The organism is Enterobacter sp. 22466, assembly GCF_052044775.1.
GTDB lineage: Bacteria > Pseudomonadota > Gammaproteobacteria > Enterobacterales > Enterobacteriaceae > Enterobacter > Enterobacter dissolvens.
In genome coordinates, this window is the sequence record NZ_JBQENX010000001.1 from 386154 (window position 1) to 406403 (window position 20250).

General features: G+C 57.2%; 19 protein-coding genes. 10 read left to right on the forward strand and 9 right to left on the reverse strand.

The features are described 5' to 3' along the window. Positions 1–107: 107 nt before the first annotated feature. Both ACTJJI_RS01805 and ACTJJI_RS01810 read left to right on the forward strand, forming a co-directional pair. Complete coding sequence (locus ACTJJI_RS01805; protein ID WP_257256159.1) at positions 108–707, forward strand: hypothetical protein; 600 nt, start codon at positions 108–110, stop codon at positions 705–707. A gap of 307 nt (positions 708–1014) precedes the next feature. Then, positions 1015–1464: a SymE family type I addiction module toxin gene (locus ACTJJI_RS01810; protein ID WP_080344330.1), complete on the forward strand. Its 450-nt coding sequence runs from the start codon at positions 1015–1017 to the stop codon at positions 1462–1464. 87 nt (positions 1465–1551) lie between these two features. Here the strand turns inward: ACTJJI_RS01810 and ACTJJI_RS01815 are convergent, their stop codons facing one another. Genes ACTJJI_RS01815 through ACTJJI_RS01825 form a run of 3 tightly spaced genes read right to left on the reverse strand, consistent with a single transcriptional unit; the run spans position 1552 to position 2965 of the window. Then, complete coding sequence (locus ACTJJI_RS01815; protein WP_048972622.1) at positions 1552–2052, reverse strand: Hcp family type VI secretion system effector; 501 nt, start codon at positions 2050–2052, stop codon at positions 1552–1554. Beyond that, positions 2052–2408 (reverse strand): putative T6SS immunity periplasmic lipoprotein, encoded by a 357-nt coding sequence (locus ACTJJI_RS01820; protein WP_048972623.1) that lies wholly within the window; start codon positions 2406–2408, stop codon positions 2052–2054. The genes ACTJJI_RS01815 and ACTJJI_RS01820 overlap by 1 nt, the downstream gene beginning before the upstream one ends. Further along, positions 2405–2965 (reverse strand): hypothetical protein, encoded by a 561-nt coding sequence (locus ACTJJI_RS01825; RefSeq protein WP_048972624.1) that lies wholly within the window; start codon positions 2963–2965, stop codon positions 2405–2407. Before ACTJJI_RS01825 ends, ACTJJI_RS01820 begins: the two co-directional genes overlap by 4 nt. A gap of 212 nt (positions 2966–3177) precedes the next feature. On the opposite strand from ACTJJI_RS01825, the gene ACTJJI_RS01830 reads away from it, so the two are divergent. Genes ACTJJI_RS01830 through sitD form a run of 4 tightly spaced genes read left to right on the forward strand, consistent with a single transcriptional unit; the run spans position 3178 to position 6588 of the window. Next, the gene (locus ACTJJI_RS01830) at positions 3178–4089 is read left to right on the forward strand and encodes a metal ABC transporter substrate-binding protein (RefSeq protein WP_306672635.1); all 912 of its coding nucleotides are present in this window, start codon (positions 3178–3180) and stop codon (positions 4087–4089) included. 2 nt (positions 4090–4091) lie between these two features. Continuing rightward, complete coding sequence (locus tag ACTJJI_RS01835; RefSeq protein WP_063412102.1) at positions 4092–4898, forward strand: manganese/iron ABC transporter ATP-binding protein; 807 nt, start codon at positions 4092–4094, stop codon at positions 4896–4898. Continuing rightward, positions 4895–5752, forward strand: a complete 858-nt coding sequence (gene sitC / locus ACTJJI_RS01840; RefSeq protein ID WP_014831029.1) for an iron/manganese ABC transporter permease subunit SitC — start codon at positions 4895–4897, stop codon at positions 5750–5752. Before ACTJJI_RS01835 ends, sitC begins: the two co-directional genes overlap by 4 nt. Next, positions 5749–6588, forward strand: coding sequence for an iron/manganese ABC transporter permease subunit SitD (sitD, locus tag ACTJJI_RS01845; protein ID WP_046889091.1), 840 nt, complete (start codon positions 5749–5751; stop codon positions 6586–6588). Before sitC ends, sitD begins: the two co-directional genes overlap by 4 nt. Here sitD and entD read toward each other — a convergent pair. Both entD and ACTJJI_RS01855 read right to left on the reverse strand, forming a co-directional pair. After that, positions 6530–7216 carry an enterobactin synthase subunit EntD gene (gene entD, locus ACTJJI_RS01850; protein ID WP_063412104.1) on the reverse strand — a complete coding sequence of 229 codons (687 nt, stop codon included), beginning with the start codon at positions 7214–7216 and terminating at the stop codon, positions 6530–6532. The genes sitD and entD overlap by 59 nt on opposite strands. Positions 7217–7302: 86 nt before the next feature. Further along, entirely contained in the window at positions 7303–9543 is a 2241-nt protein-coding gene (locus tag ACTJJI_RS01855) for a TonB-dependent siderophore receptor (protein ID WP_014831032.1), read from the reverse strand. 145 nt (positions 9544–9688) lie between these two features. Between ACTJJI_RS01855 and fes the strand changes: the two genes are divergently transcribed. From fes to entF, 3 genes are read left to right on the forward strand one after another with little or no spacing between them, the layout of a single operon-like run. Then, a complete protein-coding gene (gene fes, locus ACTJJI_RS01860; protein WP_440652841.1) occupies positions 9689–10888 on the forward strand; it encodes an enterochelin esterase in 1200 nt (399 codons plus the stop codon). A gap of 10 nt (positions 10889–10898) precedes the next feature. Continuing rightward, the gene (locus ACTJJI_RS01865; RefSeq protein ID WP_014831034.1) at positions 10899–11111 is read left to right on the forward strand and encodes an MbtH family protein; all 213 of its coding nucleotides are present in this window, start codon (positions 10899–10901) and stop codon (positions 11109–11111) included. Beyond that, positions 11108–14965, forward strand: a complete 3858-nt coding sequence (gene entF, locus ACTJJI_RS01870) for an enterobactin non-ribosomal peptide synthetase EntF (protein ID WP_440652844.1) — start codon at positions 11108–11110, stop codon at positions 14963–14965. The genes ACTJJI_RS01865 and entF overlap by 4 nt, the downstream gene beginning before the upstream one ends. A 54-nt stretch (positions 14966–15019) precedes the next feature. On the opposite strand, the gene fepC is transcribed toward entF, so the two are convergent. The 3 genes from fepC to fepD are packed head-to-tail and all read right to left on the reverse strand — an operon-like array spanning position 15020 to position 17813. Next, a complete protein-coding gene (fepC, locus tag ACTJJI_RS01875) occupies positions 15020–15820 on the reverse strand; it encodes an iron-enterobactin ABC transporter ATP-binding protein (RefSeq protein ID WP_440652846.1) in 801 nt (266 codons plus the stop codon). After that, complete coding sequence (fepG, locus tag ACTJJI_RS01880; protein WP_440652848.1) at positions 15817–16809, reverse strand: iron-enterobactin ABC transporter permease; 993 nt, start codon at positions 16807–16809, stop codon at positions 15817–15819. The genes fepC and fepG overlap by 4 nt, the downstream gene beginning before the upstream one ends. Continuing rightward, a complete protein-coding gene (gene fepD, locus ACTJJI_RS01885; RefSeq protein ID WP_014831038.1) occupies positions 16806–17813 on the reverse strand; it encodes a Fe(3+)-siderophore ABC transporter permease in 1008 nt (335 codons plus the stop codon). Before fepD ends, fepG begins: the two co-directional genes overlap by 4 nt. A 108-nt stretch (positions 17814–17921) precedes the next feature. Here fepD and entS point away from each other — a divergent pair, with 108 nt between their 5' ends. Then, positions 17922–19169 (forward strand): enterobactin transporter EntS, encoded by a 1248-nt coding sequence (entS, locus tag ACTJJI_RS01890; RefSeq protein WP_440652850.1) that lies wholly within the window; start codon positions 17922–17924, stop codon positions 19167–19169. Between the two features lie 46 nt (positions 19170–19215). On the opposite strand, the gene fepB is transcribed toward entS, so the two are convergent. Then, positions 19216–20175, reverse strand: a complete 960-nt coding sequence (gene fepB / locus ACTJJI_RS01895; protein ID WP_440652852.1) for a Fe2+-enterobactin ABC transporter substrate-binding protein — start codon at positions 20173–20175, stop codon at positions 19216–19218. Between the last annotated feature and the right edge of the window lie 75 nt (positions 20176–20250).

A 20250-nucleotide genomic window follows, 5' to 3' on the forward strand; every position in this document is an offset into this window, starting at 1 on the left:
TTTTTTATCAAAACTCCCGCCATTTACTTGTAAATGGTACATTTTGATGATATCAAAAATAGCCAGTTTGAAGTTTGCGATAAAAAAATAGTTTAAGGAAGCAGTAAATGGAAATTACCTCGTTAACAAGCATTTATAAATTATTTATTCCATTACTACCATACTTGAAAAGGTTTATTACCAATGAAACCTTCTTCTCTTTATCAGATGATAAGAAGGCTGAAGCAATAGATTTTCTAATCGAAAGTGCTAATGAAGAAAATTTATTAAGCAAATACAAGCAAGAGCTTAAATTATCTCATTATAAATTATGTGATAATTTCCAGTTGAACATATATATATTGGAATACTTTCTTGCAAGCAAAAAAGAACGAGGGAAGTTTTGTAAGTCCTTGTTTCTAGTGAAAGGCTTTTATGAGTATCAAAATGCAGAGGTTAATCTTAAAAATAACATACTTTGGTTGCCATTTGTAATGTTAATTGTGGGTGGTCTTTCGGGTTGGGGTGGGATTATGTCATGGATTAACATAACAGCCAGTCCACTGAAATGGATGTTTATCGCTGGGTGTAGTCTTATATGTATCCAATATATTTATTATGCTAATTATTGTTTGTTAAATTACATAAACTTAAGGCGTAAGGTGAAAGATTTTAACTTTTTTATAACCTTATATCGTTTGGATAAGACACTTAATAAGTTATTCTAAAACTTGGTCTTTAAAATAACATGCCAATTGTCAAAACGCTATTCATGAAATTATTGTTTTATATAAAGCTCGGTGATTAATAAAAGAGGAATGTTTGTCTTGCATTTTTTTCGAGCCTTGTCGCATTTTTCATATATTTACTGCTGAAGCTTACCTGTGCATTTATCCATGGTGGTATAATTTCGGCAATTAACACAGCAATGTGAGCTATAAACAGGATATAAAAAGGTAAGAAAAGGAATCGCGGTACAAAGGTGTGCGACCACCTCCATACCGCTAACCACAAACAACTAAAAGGGAGTTGATTATGGCTGCGAAGAATTCTATGCCAGAGCGGGCTATTGCCCAAACAGAAAATGCAGATTTAGAGATTCAGCAAGAAAATCGCGAGAAGCTACGCAAAAAACGCATCCGGGCGTTGCATGACGAGCCGGTTCACTCTGCGTATCTTCATGAAAGAGGAGAGGCGGGTTCCGCCTGTGTGGAACTTTATACTCGAATGGAGCGCAACTATCTGCCGTTAACCGGCGCGTGGTTAACCCGCGCAGGGTTTAAAGCAGGAATAGCCGTGAAGATCCGCGTGATGCCGGATTGTATTGTGATTACGCCGCAAAATTCCCGTGAGCTGTGGGGCTGTCTGGAAGGCGTCAGTGCAACTTATACCAACAAACTGAAGATGATGAAGTGGCTGGAGACGTTTCCGGGAGCGTTAATTGATACGGGGGATTTGCCCGTGAACGAAAGTGGAAAAGGGTAGCGCTTAAGATTAACCAGGCGATCCAGGGAATGCCAGGATCGCCGTTTCTGAACGGCAGCATGCATTGATCTTTATGAGCCAGATAAATTATGCGTTACTCTTCTCTTTCTGAGCTGGTTTCATCCATGAATCGGCATAAAGAATATTGCCTTTCACATAATTCCACTGAATGCCCCGGAATCGAAGTCCCACAACTTCATGCATATTCGGTGCTGAGCTGCCTGGGTAATAAACGTGCGTGAAATCCAGAGATGAGATCACTACGCTATCAAGCGTAATGGCGTAGATCTCCCTTTCTGCTCCCGCTTCAACAATTTCATAATATTTGATAATGGCTTTTTGCAGCCGTCTGCCCTCGCAGGAGGCAACGGCAAGATAAGGGCTCACTTTATCTAATTGCTTATGCACGATAACCGGACTATGCTGCCGTGTTCCGGTCATATTCCCGGTATGGCTGTCCACTGCCTGCTTAATGCCATAACTGCTGTTCATGATTTCAATAGCACCTTCCCGGCCTGGCATTATACAGTCGCCCTGAACCTGCATTCCGTTCTCATCGAAGAGAAATAAGTAAGCGGGTAATGACATTATAATTCTCCTAAGTTGATTTGTTTTCCGTTATTATCGACATCAAATTGGTGTACATATTTTTTATTGTTTAATCCGTAATGAATAACGTAAGTACGTCCATTTTCCCATTTTATATTTAAACATGTGTCCGGGTAGGAGATGTTTAAATTTTTATATTCCGACCCTGTTACGATAGTAATTTTATGATCTTTGCTTGAATAAATAGTGTAAAAGTTCAGGACATCATTTTTATCGATGCTAAAACATAAGTGGTTGCCATTAATAAACGTAAATCTGTTTTTGGGAGCGCGATTACCTCCTGGACATCCAGTTATTAAAATGCAGAGGATAAAGATGATAAATGTGTTTTTCATCCTGGAAATCCCTTTAAGACATTTTTGTATTTCTGCAGAAGGAAATACAAGCTTTCCCTAAGTTTTAAGTCTCTGTATTGTAATAATTCTTCATTCCTCTCCAAACCAAAGTATTTCAATAGCCAGTAATCACTTACAATAGATGCCTGTTGTTCTAACCCATAATGCTGTAAATCTGCTTTATCTAAACTATACGTATAGTCAGCAATGCCCGAGAATAAGCCTCTTGTTCTAACAAACATTCCTTTTTGAGTTTGCCAGACATGCATCATCTCATGCATAAATCGATGTTTTTTAACAATGTCATCTTCTAGCGAAAAATCCGGCGAATACGTTTCCTCTCTATACCACATCTCCCCATTGGGACTCATCGCCACATCAACGGGTTGCAAATTAAAAGGAAGATAGCTTTCCCTGTGCACCCAAACCAGATGATAGCGAATGCTATTACCGTAAAGCGTCTTCGCCAGGGCGATTTCACCAATTGTGAGCTGTCGGATCCCGCCCGGATTAATCGGGGTTCCTGAAGTGGGGTGAATTCTTTCATTAACCGGCATGCAAATTCCCTGTTTTTAGTATGGGTATTGGTCGTAAATAATACTCCTGACCGTGAGAGAAAAAAGAAAGCACATTTCCTAAAAATTCCACCTGACAGTCCAGGTTGACACAACTTTAATGATAACCATTTTCATTTAAATATAGCCTGTGCTATACCTTATAGCACGGGCTAATTCTGCTTTGAATTTAACCACCTCAGGAGACTTCTGCGATGCACCTACGGCAAGGATTGAAGCGTCTGTTACTCGGCGCGCTGCTCATGACCGCGACCACGACCGGCGCGCTGGCGGCTGAAAAGTTCCAGGTTATAACCACCTTTACCGTTATCGCTGATATGGCGAAAAACGTGGCGGGAGACGCCGCAGAAGTGACATCGATTACCAAACCGGGCGCTGAAATCCATGAGTATCAGCCCACGCCGGGCGATATCAAACGCGCGCAAAAAGCACAGTTGATTCTGGCGAATGGTATGAATCTCGAACTCTGGTTTCAGCGCTTTTATCAGCATCTGAACGGCGTGCCGGAAGCGATCGTCACCAAAGGCATCACGCCGATGGGGATCGGTGAAGGGCCGTACAACGGCAAGCCCAACCCGCACGCGTGGATGTCGCCGGACAACGCGCTGATTTACGTCGACAACATTCGCGATGCGCTGGTGAAGTACGACCCGGCGAATGCGCAGACCTATCAGCGAAATGCCGAAGCCTACAAGCAGAAGATCACCGCCACCCTCGAACCGCTGCGTAAGCAGGTGGCGGAGATCCCGGAAGACAAACGCTGGATGGTGACCAGCGAAGGGGCCTTCTCCTATCTGGCGCGCGATCTGGGCCTGAAAGAGCTTTATCTCTGGCCGATCAACGCCGATCAGCAGGGCACGCCTCAGCAGGTGCGCAAGGTGATCGACCTGGTGAAAAAACATCATATCCCGGCGGTATTCAGCGAAAGCACCGTTTCCGACAAGCCCGCGCGTCAGGTGGCGCGCGAAACCGACACCCATTACGGCGGCGTACTGTACGTTGACTCCCTGAGCGCGGAAAACGGCCCGGTGCCGACCTATATCGATCTGCTGAACGTCACCACCCGCACGCTGGTGCAGGGCATCCGTGACGGCATGAAGGAGTAACTATGCAAAAGGGGATTGCCGTCACAGACCTTACCGTGACCTACCGCAACGGTCACACGGCGCTGCGTGACGCCTCGTTTAATGTGCCGGGGGGATCGATTGCCGCGCTGGTGGGGGTGAACGGTTCCGGCAAGTCCACGCTGTTCAAGGCAATAATGGGCTTTGTACGGGCGGCGAATGGCAACATCGCCATTCTGGGCATGCCGCCTCATCGTGCATTGCATCAGAATCTCGTCGCCTATGTGCCCCAGTCGGAAGAGGTCGACTGGTCGTTTCCGGTGCTGGTTGAAGACGTGGTGATGATGGGGCGCTACGGTCATATGGGGTTTATGCGTCGGCCTAAGGAGAACGATCGTCGTATCGTGAACGATGCGCTGAAGCGCGTGGATATGCTCGACCTGCGTCATCGCCAGATTGGCGAGCTGTCCGGAGGGCAGAAGAAACGCATTTTTCTGGCGCGGGCGATTGCCCAACAGGGGGAGGTGATCCTGCTCGACGAGCCTTTTACCGGCGTGGATGTCAAAACCGAAGCCAGAATTATCAGCCTGCTGCGGGAACTGCGCGACGAGGGCAAAACGATGCTGGTCTCGACCCATAACTTAGGTTCGGTGACGGAGTTTTGCGATTACACGGTGATGGTCAAAGGTACCGTGCTGGCGAGCGGCCCGACGGAAACCACCTTCACCGCCGAGAATCTTGAACGCGCCTTCAGCGGCGTGCTGCGTCACGTGGTGCTCAGCGGCTCTGAAGAGCGCATCATTACTGACGATGAGCGGCCCTTCGTTACCCATCGTCAGGGGGTAAAATGAACGCGCTTCTTGAACCCTTCGGCTATGAGTACATGCTCAACGCGATGTGGGTCTCGGCGATGGTGGGCGGGCTGTGCGCCTTTCTCTCCTGTTACCTGATGCTCAAAGGCTGGTCGCTGATTGGCGATGCGCTCTCGCACTCTATCGTACCGGGCGTGGCGGGCGCTTATATGCTCGGCCTGCCGTTCTCGCTGGGGGCTTTTTTATCGGGCGGGCTGGCGGCGGGGAGCATGCTTTTTCTGAACCAGCGCAGCCGCCTGAAAGAGGACGCTATTATCGGACTGATATTTTCCTCCTTTTTCGGTCTGGGTCTGTTTATGGTGTCGCTCAACCCAACCTCGGTAAATATTCAGACTATCGTCCTCGGTAATATCCTCGCGATTGCTCCGGAAGATATTGTCCAGCTGGCGATTATCGGCGTGGTGTCAATGCTCATTCTGTTGTTCAAATGGAAAGATCTGATGGTGACCTTTTTTGATGAGAACCACGCCCGCGCCATCGGCCTGCGTCCTGAACGCCTGAAAATCCTCTTCTTTACCCTGCTGGCGGTCTCTACCGTGGCGGCGCTGCAAACCGTCGGCGCGTTTCTGGTGATCTGTCTGGTGGTCACCCCCGGTGCGACCGCGTGGTTATTGACCGATCGCTTCCCGCGCCTGCTGATGATTGCGGTCGCCATTGGCAGCATCACCAGCTTCCTCGGCGCGTGGGCCAGCTACTATCTGGACGGCGCGACCGGCGGCATTATCGTGGTCGCCCAGACGCTGCTGTTCCTGCTGGCATTCGTCTTTGCACCGAAGCATGGCCTGCTTGCCAGCCGGCGCCGGGCACGTCACGCGCAGGAGGTACTTCCATGATGGCGCTGCTGCTGGAACCCTTCCAGTTTGCGTTTATGCACAACGCGCTGCTGATTTCACTCCTGGTGGCCGTTCCCTGCGCATTGCTGTCGGTATTTCTGGTTCTCAAAGGTTGGGCATTAATGGGCGACGCCATGAGCCACGCGGTGTTTCCCGGTGTTGTGCTGGCGTGGATGATGGGTCTGCCGCTGGCGCTGGGGGCATTTGTTGCCGGGCTGTTTTGCGCGGTCGCCACCGGATACCTGAAGGACAACAGCCGCATCAAGCAGGATACGGTCATGGGGATCGTCTTTTCCGGCATGTTCGGTGCCGGACTGATCCTCTATATCGCCGTTAAACCTGAGGTGCATCTCGACCATATTCTGTTCGGCGATATGCTGGGCATAAACAACATGGATATCCTGCAAAGCGGTATCGTCGCCGGGATGATTACGCTGGTGATTGGCCTGAAATGGCGCGACTTTTTGCTGTTCTGCTTTGATTATCAGCAGGCGCAGGCGAGCGGTCTGCGCACGCGCTGGCTGCACTACGGGTTACTGTGCATGGTTTCGCTGACCATTGTGGCGACGCTGAAAGCGGTGGGGATTATTCTGTCGATTTCGCTGCTGATTGCGCCCGGCGCGATTGCGGTGTTGATCACCCGACGCTTCCATATGGCGTTGCTGGTGGCGGTTGCGATCTCGATGCTGGTCTCGGTGAGCGGCGTCTTTCTGTCGTTCTTTCTCGACAGCGCGCCCGCGCCGACCATTGTGGTACTGTTCGCGCTGGTGTTTATCGTTACCTTTGTGGTGACGGGCGTGAGGGCCAGGCGGCGGGAGAGCGTGACAGCAATGTGATCACCCCATCGCCATCACGTTGCCAGTGCAGCGTGAAGGGGGTGCCTTCGTTAAACCCCGCCAGTGGGCGGGTCAGCGCCAGCGTCAGCGTCTCTTCGTCGAGCGTAGTGATGCGGGCGCTGTCAAATCCCATGTAGATTTTCGCTCGCGGGAAGAGGGCTTTAAACAGGCTCTCTTTGGCGCTAAAAACCAGCGTCAGGGCGAGGGCGAACGGATTTCCCGCGCGTGACAGCACACTCTCTTCCTGCTTATCAATGATGCCGTCTTTGATTTCTCGGGCCTCCATGTCGGGGAGGATCGCTTCGCAATCGATGCCGAGAAGCGCATGGTGCTCGTGCGTGACGACGGCCATGGCCCTCGTGCCGCTGTGGGTGATGCTGCCCGATACCCCGTGCGGCCAGAGCGGTTCGCCGCTGGGGCCGATGCCCGGCACCGTGCGGTTATTTAATGCATGCGCGGCGGCAAGGCGACCCGCCAGGTGCTCGGCTTTGCGTTTGCGTCCGGCGTCAGCCAGCTGTGCGTGATGGGGGAGCCAGAGCAGATCGGCGTCGGTGAAGGTGGTGGGGTCAAAGGTGATGCGGTGAACGGTGAGGCTGGCGAGAACGAACGTGCTGTGGGTTGTGTGCATGGTTTTCCCTTCAGTCAGTATTGTGCGGCCTGTTGCCCTCACCCCAGCCCTCTCCCACAGGGAGAGGGAGGAAGTCACTACCTGAATCAGAATCGGGTATTCACGCTCATATACCACGTGCGGCCTGGCTCATTATAGGTATAAGCCCCCGCGCCGTACATATAGGCACCCGTCGCGGTATTCCCGGTGGTCTGGGCATTACCCGCACGCCACTGACGTTTGTCGAAGACGTTATCCACGCCGCCGGTCAGGCTGACGTTTTTGGTCACGTCCCACGTCGCGCTCAGGCCAAGGATGCTGTACGGACTGACTTCGTCTTTCTCAGACCCGCTCACTGGCTGACCTTTGTAGTTGTACTTCTTCGGCTGCTGCTTGCCGTACCAGGTGAAGGTCGACTGGAGCGACACATCCTGATGCACCTGCCAGCTCAGGGTAGAGTTCAGCGTGTACTCCGGGATGATCGACAGACGGTCGCCGGTCTCCTTGTTCTTGCTCTGCAGCATGTAGGTGATGTTGTTGGTCCAGTTGATGGTGTCGCTGACCGGCACGTTCAGGGAACCTTCCAGACCTTCAACCACCGCTTTCGGCACGTTCTCCCACTGGTAGATATCGGTGGTGACTTTGCTGGTGGAGGTCTGGCCAATCGGCGTATAGCCCGCTTCAATCTTGTTGCGATAGTCGTTACGGAACCAGGTCACGCCCGCCAGCCAGCCGTCGCGTTTCCACTCCAGACCAATCTCTTTGTTGATGCTGGTTTCGGCTTTCAGATCGTCGTTACCCATCATATAGCAGCCCACGCCGTCAGAGCTGGCATAGCAGCCCTGGCCCTTGCTGTATAAAAGGTAGTTCGGGTTGGTCTGGTACAGACTCGGCGCTTTATAGGCGCGCGCGATGCCCATCTTCAGGGTGAAATCATCCCCCAGACCCTGCGACAGGTTCAGAGACGGGCTCCAGTTGTTGCCCACGATGGTGTGGTGATCGAAGCGCAGCGCCGGGGTCAGCATGGTGCTGTCGGTCAACTCCATATTGTTTTCCGCAAACAGGGAGAAAATCTCTGCGGAGGTATACGGGCTGCGATCGTTACTCATTCCCGGGACGGTCCCGCCCTGCAGGGTTTGCGAGAAGGAGGTGGAATCTTTCATGCGCTGCTGGTTCCACTCGGTGCCCAGCGTCAGGTTCTGGTTGACGATGAAATCAATCGGCAGGTTGATCTCGCTGTGCAGCATCACGTCGGCCAGGTCGGTGTCAGTGAATTTATCGCTGTTGAACAGCCCTTCGGTTCCGCCGGCCAGCCCTTCACCCAGACGTGAATTGCGGGTGTGTTCGTACTGCGCCCAGTTGCTGGTGGTGATGCCGTTATCCCAGCCGCCGTTCCAGGTCACGGCGAAGTTCTGGCGATAGATGCGGTTGGTCTCTTTGCCGTAGTTCTTCTTCACCAGCGCATTGTCGTTGTTGGTGTTCTGGGTATCACCGGCGTAGAGGTTGTTCTGGCGGCTGTAGCCCGCTTCAAACTCCAGAGACTGCATCGGTGCGAAATCCCAGCGGACTACCCCGTTGATGTCTTTGTTCTCAACCCCTTCGCGGCCAGCTGGCAGGGTGTTGGCATAGGCACCGGTTCGCTCAGACTGATGACCCTGGTTGATGTCCCACGCATCGGCCTGAGTTTTGTCGAGGTTACCGTACATGCGGAAGCTGAAGTCGCCGCCCAGCGGGCCGCTCAGGCTGAAGTTGGTGCGTTTTGTGGAGCCTTCATCTTTGTGTTCAGGCGCGTTCAGATAGGTGTTCCAGGAGCCGTGCCACTGGTCGTCGAATTTCTTGGTGATGATATTCACCACGCCACCTGCCGCACCGTTACCATAACGCGCGGCGGCCGGGCCACGAATCACTTCGATACGCTCAATCATCTCAGGCGGCACCCAGCCGGTATCACCGCGGGTGTCGCGCTCGCCACGCCAGCCCAGACGAATCGAGTTACGGCTGGTCACCGGCTTGCCGTCGATCAGGATCAGCGTGTTTTCCGGGCCCATACCGCGGATATCAATCTGGCGGTTGTTACCGCGCTGGCCGCTGGTGGAGTTACCGGTCAGGTTAACGCCTGGCATGGTGCGGATGATTTCAGACACGTCACGCGCGGGCGGATTTTTACGGATCTCATCGGCGGTAATGGTGGAAACCCCCGGCGCCTGCAAATTCTGCTCGGCGGCGGTGATCACCATGGTGTCTTCATGCTGCGCGGAGGCGGTGTTGTCGTCTGCCATGGCAGGCAGCGCGACGCCATAAATCCCTAAATTGACCAGCAAGGCCAGAGAGTGAATCTTCTTATTCATTGGATGTCCCGCTTTTATGGTTTCTTATGAACGCGCTTCCCACAGCGCGGGCATTACGCTATTGCAAATGCAAATAGTTATCAATAATATTATCAATAAAATTTGTCCTGAAACAAAAAAGACTGTTAAACATGAGGTTAGAGGGGTGACGGTGTTAACAACGGGAAGTGAAGCCTGGTGGCAGTCGAAAAACGGCCCGGAATGGGTGCGTGAACAGGGGAAATATCGGGTCACCTTCTGGTGGCGCGATCCGGCAGGAACGCAACAGACCTCGGCAGTGAAACGCGTCTGGCTGTATATCACCGGCGTAACCGATCACCATAAAAATGCCCGCCCACAATCCCTCGAACGCATCCCGGACACCGACGTCTGGCAGTGGCAGGGCGAGTTCAGCCCCCAGTGGCGCGGCAGCTACTGCTTTATCCCCTCAGAGAATACAGACGATTTTGCGCCCGATGTGTTTCACGGTGAGCAGCCGGATCGCATGGCGCTGCGTGAAGGCTGGCGCAAGCTGCTGCCGCAGGCGATGTCCGACCCGCTTAATGCCCAGAGCTGGCGAGGCGGGAGGGGACATGATGTCTCTGCGCTGGAGATGCCCGATGCTCCGGTGCAGCCCGGCTGGGATCGCCCCGATACGCCGTACCGGCAGCCGGTCTGCATCGAATGGCACAGCAGGCGTCTGGGCAACCGTCGACGCATATGGATTTTTACCACCGGGAATGACGACCCTGAACGCCCGCTGGCGGTGCTGCTCGACGGCCAGTTCTGGGCCGAAAGCATGCCCGTCTGGCCAGCGCTGACGGAGCTGACTCTCGGACGCAAACTGCCGCCTGCCGTCTACGTTTTAATCGATGTGATAGATATGGCGCATCGCAATAACGAATTGCCCTGTAACCCCGATTTCTGGCTGGCGGTGCAGGAAGAGCTTCTCCCTCTTGTAAAACAACGCACGCCATTCAGCGACCGCGCTGACCGTACGGTGGTCGCAGGCCAGAGCTTCGGCGGCCTCTCCTCGCTTTATGCCGCACTTAACTGGCCGCAGCGTTTTGGCTGCGTGCTGAGCCAGTCCGGCTCTTACTGGTGGCCGCACCGCGGCGGGCAGCAGGAAGGGCTGCTTATCGCCCAGCTGAAAGCGGGTGAGAAAACCGCACGCGGCCTGCGCATCCTCCTTGAGGCCGGGCGCAACGAGCCGCTGATTTACCGCGCGAATCAGGCTATTTACGACGAACTGCACACACAGCAGCAGGTTTACTGGCGTCAGGTTGACGGCGGACACGACGCGCTTTGCTGGCGCGGTGGGCTGACGCAGGGGCTGATGACCCTCTGGCAGCCGCTTATTCACTAACGGAGTCTGTATGGAATTCAGCAATCCTTTCGATAATCCGCAGGGGCAGTTTGCTATTTTGCGTAACGATCAGGGGCAGTACAGCCTGTGGCCGCAGCAGTGCGCATTGCCCGCAGGCTGGCGTGTGGTCGGTGAACCCCGCTCCCAGGAGGCGTGCCAGCAGTGGCTGGCTGAACACTGGCAGACGCTCAGCCCCTCTTATTATGCGGGGGAGAATGCATGAACCGTCTACCGCTTGTTGCCGCCCAGCCGGGTATCTGGATGGCGGAGCAGCTTTCCAGCCTGCCGAACGCCTGGAGCGTGGCACACTACACCGAACTGAAGGGCGACATTGACGCGCCGCTGCTGGCAAAAGCCATAGCCGAAGGCATGATGCAGGCTGATACCTTGCGCATGCGCTTCATCGAGGACAACGGTGAGGTGTGGCAGTGGGTGGATGAAAGCATCATTCTGCCAGAGCCATCCATCATCCACGTTGACTCCCACGACGCTGCCGTGGCGCTGATGGCCGCCGACCTTAATCAAAACCTTCGTGTCGACAGCGGTCAGCCGCTGGCTTTTCACCAGCTCATTCAGGTGAATGAACGCCACTGGTACTGGTATCAGCGCTATCACCATTTAGTGGTCGATGGCTTCAGTTTCCCGGCGATCACCCGCCAGATCGTCGCAATTTATGCCGCGTGGAAGAAGGGTGAGCCCACGCCTGAATCGCCGTTTACACCGTTCGCCGACGTGGTGGACGAGTATCAGCGCTATCGCGACAGCGAGGCGTATCAGCGTGACGGTGCCTTCTGGACTGAGCAGCGCAAACAGCTTCCTTCTCCGGTCTCTCTCTCCTCTGCACCGCTGCCGGGGCGCGCCGCCACCACCGATATTCTGCGCCTGAAAATCGCCGCCGATGGCCGCGCCTTCAGCCAGCTTGCGCAGGCCGCGGGGCCGGTACAGCGCACCGATCTGGCGCTTGCGCTGGTGGCGCTGTGGCTGGGGCGTCTCACCGGACGGCTGGACTACGCCGCCGGGTTTATCTTTATGCGCCGCATGGGGTCCGCTGCGCTGACCGCGACCGGCCCGGTGCTCAACGTGCTGCCGCTGGCGGTGAACATCAATCCGCAGGAGAGCCTGCCGGAACTGGCGCTGCGCCTGGCAAACCAGCTGAAAAAAATGCGTCGCCACCAGCGCTACGACGCCGAACAGATCGTGCGCGACAGCGGGCGTGCCGCAGGGGATGAAGCCCTGTTTGGCCCGGTGCTCAACGTCAAAGTGTTCGATTATCAGCTGGATCTCGACGGCGTGGAGGCCATCACCCATACGCTGGCCACCGGCCCGGTGAACGATCTGGAGCTGGCATTGTTCCCGGACGAGCAGGGCGGGTTGAGCATTGAGATCCTCGCCAATAAACAGCGCTACGATGAAACCACGCTGGCCCGTCACGTGGCGCGCCTGAATGCGATGTTGACGCAATTTGCCGCTAACCCGGACCTGCGCTGCGGCGAGGTTGAAACGGTCTCAGAGCAGGAATACCAGCAGCTTGCACGCATCAACGACACCGGGCTGGCGCTACCGTCCACCACGCTGGCGGATCTGGTGGCGGAACAGGCGAACAAAACCCCGGACGCACCCGCGCTGGCGGATGCGCACATCGAGCTCAGCTATCGCCAGATGCGCGAGCAGGTGGTGGCACTGGCGCAGCTGTTGCGTGAGCGCGGCGTGAAACCGGGCGACAGCGTGGCGGTGGCGCTGCCGCGCTCGGTATTCCTGACGTTAGCGCTGCACGGCATTGTGGAGGCGGGGGCCGCGTGGTTGCCGCTGGATACCGGCTACCCGGACGATCGTCTGCGGATGATGCTGGAGGACGCGAAGCCGTCGCTGCTTATCACCACCGACGAACAGCGTCCGCGTTTTAGCGATCTGTCCGTCGGGACGTTTAGTTACAACACACTATTACCGGCTGTGGATGCTGAACCGCTGCGGCTGGCGAAGCCGGCGCAGACGGCGTACATCATCTTTACGTCGGGCTCGACAGGGCGTCCGAAAGGGGTAATGGTCGGGCATACTGCCATCGTTAACCGCCTGAAATGGATGCAGGATCACTACCCGCTGACGGCGTGTGACGTGGTGGCACAGAAAACACCGTGCAGCTTTGACGTGTCGGTGTGGGAGTTCTGGTGGCCGTTTATCGCCGGGGCGAAGCTGGTGATGGCCGAGCCGGACGCGCACCGTGATCCTCAGGCCATGCAGCAATTCTTTGCGCACTATGGCGTCACCACCACCCACTTTGTGTCGTCGATGCTGGCGGCGTTTGTCGCCTCGCTGACGCCGGAAAACGCCGATTGCTGTCAGAGCCTGAAGCAGGTGTTCTGCAGCGGGGAAGCACTGCCGACGGAACTCTGTCGCGAATGGGAGCAACTCACTCACGTGCCGCTGCATAACCTCTATGGCCCGACGGAAGCGGCGGTGGACGTTAGCTGGTATCCGGCATTTGGACCAGAGCTGGCGGCGGTGGCAGGTAACAGCGTGCCGATCGGTTTCCCGGTATGGAACACCGGGCTGCGGATCCTGGATGCGATGATGCGCCCGGTACCGTTTGGCGTGGCGGGCGATCTCTATCTCACCGGCATTCAACTGGCGCAGGGGTATCTGGGCCGTCCGGATCTCACCGCCAGCCGCTTTATTGCCGATCCGTTCGCGCCGGGCGAGCGGATGTACCGTACCGGTGACGTCGCCCGCTGGCTGGATAACGGCGCGGTGGAGTATTTAGGCCGCAGCGACGACCAGCTGAAAATTCGCGGTCAGCGTATTGAACTGGGTGAAATCGACCGGGCGATGCTGTCGCTGCCGGACGTAGCGCAGGCCGTAGCGCACGCCTGCGTGTTTAACCAGGCGGCGGCCACGGGCGGGGATGCCCGCCAGCTGGTGGGGTACGTGGTTTCTGAATCCGGTTTACCGCTGGATCGGGACGCGCTGCTTGCCTCACTGAAGGCACTGCTGCCGCCGCATATGGTGCCGGTGGCGGTATTGCAAATCAGCGCGCTGCCGTTAAGCGCAAACGGCAAGCTGGATCGCAAGGCGCTGCCGCTGCCGGAGCTGACCAGCAAAACCAGCGGACGCGCACCGGAAAGTGATACCGAAATTGCCGTCTCGCAGGCGTTTGCGTCATTGCTGGGCTGCGCGGTGAACGACATCGAAGCCGATTTCTTTGCCCTCGGCGGCCACTCGCTGCTGGCGATGCGCCTGGCTGCACAGCTCAGCCGCACGTTCGCCCGCAAGGTGACGCCGGGGCAGATAATGGTCGCCTCTACGGTCAACAGGCTGAGCGCTCTGCTGGATTCGCCGATAAGCGACGAGCAGGCGCAGCGTCTGGGTTATGAAACCTTGCTACCGCTACGTGAAAGCGACGGCCCGACGCTGTTCTGCTTCCATCCGGCTTCCGGTTTTTCCTGGCAGTTCAGCGTGCTGGCGCGCTACCTTAGCCCGCGCTGGTCCATTACCGGAATTCAGTCGCCGCGCCCGGAGGGGCCGATGCAGCAGTGTGCGGATCTGGATGGAGTGATTGAACATCATCTGACTACGTTACGTGCCCGGCAGCCCCACGGGCCGTATTACCTGTTCGGCTACTCGCTTGGCGGCACGCTGGCGCAGGGGATTGCCGCGCGTCTGCGTGAACAGGGCGAAACCGTCGCCTTCCTTGGTCTGCTGGATACCTGGCCTCCGGAAACCCAGAACTGGGCGGAAAAAGAGGCCAACGGACTCGACCCGGCGGTGCTGGCCGAAATTGAGCGCGAGCGTCAGGCGTTTATCGCCGCCCAGCAGGGGCAGGGCTCCAGCGCGCTATTCAACGCCATTGAAGGTAACTACGCCGACGCGGTGCGGCTGCTCACCACGGCGCACAGTTCGCGGTTTGACGGGAAAGCGACGCTGTTTGTTGCCGAGCGTACGCGAACGATGGATCCGCAGGTCGCGTGGTCGCCGTGGGTGAATGAACTGGAGGTATACAGCCAGGATTGCGCCCACGTGGACATCATTTCGCCGCAGGCGTTTGAGAAGATTGGGCCGGTGTTGCAGAAGATGTTGGGGTAGTGATTTCCCCTCACCCTAACCCTCTCCCTGTGGGAGAAGGCCGGGGTGAGGGCATCAGCGCGAACGCTTTCCAAGCGGCACCACCAGCGGCGTGCCCGCCACCGGGTCGTCAATAATCATGCAGCGCATGCCGTAGATCCGCTCGATGAGCTCCGGCGTCACAATCTCCTTCGGCGCACCCTGCGCCACAATTTCGCCGTCGCGCAGTGCAATTAAATGCGTGGCATAGCGGCAGGCCTGATTCAAATCATGCAGCACCGCCGCCAGGGTGTAACCCTGCGTGCGGTTGAGATCGCTTAGCAACTCAAGCAGATCAATCTGATGGCTGATATCGAGCCACGTTGTCGGCTCATCCAGCAGCATAATGGAGGTCTCCTGCGCCAGCACCATTGCGATCCACGCCCGTTGACGCTGGCCGCCGGAAAGCGTGTCCACGCTCTGCCGTGCAAGGTCGGTAATGCCCGTTGCCTGCATCGCGCGGCTCACCGCGTCTTCATCTTCCTTGCGCCAGCGGGTAAACAGCGGCTGATGCGGATAGCGTCCGCGTGAGACCAGCTCCTGCACCGTGATGTCTCCCGGCGTGGTGGCGTTTTGCGCCAGCAGCCCGATGCGTCGTGCCACCTCTTTACTGGCAAAGCGCTGGATCTGCTCGCCGTCGAGGAAGACGTGACCTTCAACCGGTGTCATCAGGCGGCTGAGGGTGCGCAGCAGGGTCGACTTACCGCAGCCGTTCGGGCCGATGATTGCCGTAAAATGGCCGTCAGGAATGGCGACGGTTAAATCGCGGGCAATGATTTTTTTGCCGTAGCCGAGAGTAAGGTTTTCGCCGCGCAAGCGGGTGGTTGAATCGGTCATTTCTTGCGTGACTCCTGAACGAGCAAGACGATGAGGTAAATCCCGCCAAGGCTGACGGTGACAACGCCCACCGGAAGTTGATAAGGCATAAACAGCCGCTGGGCGCAGAGATCGGCGGCCAGCAGTAACATTGAGCCGCACAGCGCCGCCTGGGTTAAGCCCCAGCGGGCGGTGCCGCTCACGCGCCGCGCGATATGCGGCGCCACCAGGGCGATAAAGGAGATCGGCCCGGCAATCGCGGTGGCGGCGGCGGTGAGCAACACGGCGACCAGCATCAGCATCAGGCGCGAACGCTCAACGCCGACCCCCAGCGCACAGGCGCTGTCGTCACCCATCTCCAGCAGTCGCATCCGGCGCACCAGCAGCAGCGCGGCGATAAACATCAGCAGAATCAATGGCGCGGCGGGCCAGACTTTGCCCCAGGTCAGGCCGTTGAGCGAGCCGGCATACCACAGCCCGGCCGACAGCGCCGTTTCCAGCGAAGCCTGCAGCAGCAGCCAGGTATTGAACGCCATCAGCATGGCACGCACGCCGATACCGATAATGATCAGGCGAAAGGTGTCGATACCGTTGCGCCAGGCGAGCAGCCAGATCACCAGCGCGGTCAGTATCCCACCGGTCATCGCCGTCACGGTGATGGCCGTCAGATGCTGACCAAACAGCACCATCGCCACCAGCACGCCGCTCCAGGCGCCGGTGTTGAGACCCATTACGTCCGGGCTGCCGAGCGGATTGCGCATCAGCGACTGAAAAATCGCGCCGCTGACGCCGAGCGCGGCACCCACCAGCATCGCCATTGCCACGCGCGGCAGTCGCCACTCCGTCACCACCATCGTGACAGCGCGCGGGGCGCTGCCGGTGAGGGCGTTAAACACCTGGGCGAGATCGAGCGTCACCGCGCCGCTGCACAGGCTTGCGATCGCCAGCATCAGAATGACGATAACCAGCAGCGAAACGCTGACGATCAAACGACGAGAGGGGGCCATCATGCGCCACCTCCGCGTTTACGTCGTACCAGGAAGATCAGCACCGGCGCGCCGATAAAGGCGCTAACCACCGAGACGCGCAGTTCGCCGGGCACAAGAAGACGCCCGACAACATCAGCGAACAAGAGCAGAGCCGGGGTGGCCAGCAGCGTCACCGGCAGCGACCAGCGGTGATCGGCCCCCACCAGCCAGCGCGACAGATGCGGCATCATCAGGCCGATAAAGGCAATCGGGCCGACCACTGCCGTCGCGCTGCCGCACAGCACGGTGATGACCACTAACCCCGTCAACTGGGTTCGCGCCACGCGGTTACCGAGCGCGGTGGCGGTGTCGCTGCCGAGGCTCAGACTGTTCAGCGCCCGGCTTAAACCGAGAGCTACGGCGGCGGCAATCATCACCGGGATGACCACCACCTTAAGCGTCTCCAGCGTGCGGATATCCAGCGAACCGGCTTGCCAGAAGCGGAGCTGGTCGTAAACGTCCGGGTTGAGCAGGGCGATGCCGTTAGATAACCCTTCCAGCACGGCGGCAAGCGCCACGCCCGCCAGCGTCAGACGTACCGGGCTAAGCTGCCCGCCGCCCTGGCTGCCGGTAAAGGCGACAATCAGCGAGGCCGCCAGCGCGCCGCAAAAGGCCATCACCAGCTGTTCTGAGGGAGAGGTAAACCCGAACAGCGCCGCGCCAAGCACAATGGCAAAGCTGGCACCGCTATTCACGCCAAGAATGCCGGGGTCAGCCAGCGGGTTGCGGGTGAGGGTTTGCATAAGGGCTCCCGCAAGGCCCAGTGCGCCCCCGGCAAGTAATCCGGCCAGGGTACGGGGCAGGCGGGCATCCAGCACGATGGTGCAGTCGGCGCTCTGACAGGTACCAAAGAGCGCATCAACAATTACGGAGGCGGGCAGCGGTTTCGCACCGACCAGCAGACTGAGTGCCATCGCAAGGATCAACAGCAGCAATAACAGGGGCACGGCAACGGCGCGCACCGCAGAAGAAGAGGAAAACGACATAGCAACATCCATGATTTGATAATGATAGTGATTATCGTTATCTATCTTATTTGGCTATGTTAGCATGTGCGCCCATGGAATGGGTAGAAATAGACTCAAGGTCTTGTCATGAATCAAAAATCCTGGCTGATTAACCTCAGCCTGCTGAAGACGCACCCGGCGTATCGCGCCGTGTTTATCGCGCGTTTTATCTCCATTTTGTCCCTCGGCCTGCTCGGCGTTGCCGTTCCGGTACAGATCCAGACGTTGACGCACTCCAGTTGGCTGGTCGGGCTGTCGGTCACCTTAACCGGCGGGGCGATGTTTATCGGTCTGATGATCGGCGGCGTGCTGGCCGACAGGTACGAACGCAAGAAGCTGATCCTGCTGGCGCGCGGCACCTGCGGGGTGGGGTTTGTCGGATTGTGCCTGAACGCAATGCTGCCGGAACCCTCCTTACTCGCCATTTACGCCCTCGGGCTGTGGGATGGTTTCTTTGCGTCGTTAGGCGTGACGGCGCTGCTGGCGGCGACGCCCGCGCTGGTTGGGCGCGAGAACCTGATGCAGGCGGGGGCGATCACCATGCTCACCGTGCGCCTCGGCTCGGTGATATCGCCGATGGTGGGTGGCCTGCTACTGGCCACCGGTAACGTGGCGTGGAACTACGGCCTCGCGGCGGCGGGGACGTTTATCACCACCTTAACCCTGCTGCGTCTGCCGCTTCTGCCACCGCCGCCGCAGCCGCGTGAGCATCCGTTGAAAGCGCTGATGGCGGCGATCCGGTTTCTGTTCAGTAACCCGCTGATTGGTGGTATTGCGCTGCTCGGTGGTCTGCTGACGATGGCGAGCGCCGTACGCGTGCTGTATCCGGCGCTGGCGGGAGAGTGGCAGATGAGCGCCTCAGAGATTGGCGTGCTGTATGCCGCCATTCCGCTCGGCGCGGCGTGTGGTGCGCTGACCAGCGGCAGGCTGGCGCAGAGCGCGCGTCCGGGGTTGATTATGCTGTTGACGACGCTGGCGTCGTTTATCGCGATGGGGTTCTTCAGCCTGATGCCGGTCTGGGCGCTGGGTGTGCTGTGTCTGGTGCTCTTCGGCTGGCTGAGCGCCATCAGTTCTCTGTTGCAGTACACCCTGATCCAGACCCAGACGCCGGAGGGGATGCTCGGGCGCATCAACGGCCTGTGGACCGCGCAAAACGTGACGGGCGATGCCATTGGCGCGGCGATCCTCGGAGGGCTGGGGGCCGTCATGACACCGGTGGCTTCGGCGAGCACCAGCGGGTTTGTGTTAGCCGTTGTTGGTGGGATCCTGTTAATGGTATTAGCAGAATTGCGCCGGTTCAGGCAGGAGGTTGTATTGAACGACGGTGCGGCCTGATGCCCTCACCACGGCCCTCTCCCACGGGGAGAGGGAGGGAAAATGCCTACTTAAACAATGCGTTTAATCTCTCTAACACCAACATCGCGCTGTAATAATCCAGGCGGAACGTCTCCGTTCCCAGGGCCCATACGCGTTTATTCTTCACCGCAGGCAGGTGCGCCAGCAGTGGGTTGGCGTAAATCGCCTCAGCGTCTTTTTGATCGCCGGCAAACAGGAACAGGCCTTCACCGTTCAGCCCGGTAGCCAGATTTTCACCGCCTAACTGGATGATGTCGTGACGTTTGCCCTGACTTTTTGAGGTGTGCAGCCCGGCAGGCAGCTCGGCCAGAGTAAAGCCTAACTGATGCAACAGCTGGCCCTGAGCGGACTCCGCGGTCCACAGGTTAGCGCTGTGCGCGGCAGCGGTGTAAACAATGGCGTTCACCGGCTGCGGCGGCAGTGTCATCTGCTGTTTCACCTGCGCGAGTTGTTTATCGAATGCTGCAATGCGTTCGGCGGCCTGTTTTTCCTGTCCGGTTATCGTGCCTAGCTGCTTCAGCAGTTCCTGCCAGCTTTTGTCGTCGTAGTTGATGATGAGCGTCGGCGCGATGGCGGAGAGCTGATCGTACAACGCCAGGGCCGAGTCTCCGCCGGTGGCGCTAATCAAAATCAGATCCGGCATTTGTGCCGCCACCGCTTCTGCGCTCGGCTCGCCAATGTACAGGCGCGCTACCTTGCGCTGTTTCGCCATATCACCCCACTGACGTAAAAAACCCTGCGCATCCGCCACCCGGTTATTGGGCGTGGTTGCTCCGCTGGCCACTACCGGCGCATCAATCGCCAGCAGTGAGCCGGTCAGAGTCACGCTGGTGGAGACAATGCGCGTGGGTTTGCTCTCAAGAGTATGCACCCCGCGGCTGTCGGTGACCTGACGCGGCCAGTCGGCGGCGATGGCTGAGGTTAGTCCTAAAACAAAACATCCCGTTAAAAGAAGGGCATTACGACAAACGGCGGGGAATTTCACAACGCGGCATCCTGTTCTCTTTGAAGTTAATGCTTCTCATTTTCATGATTGCGGTGGGGGGATGCAAGCGATACT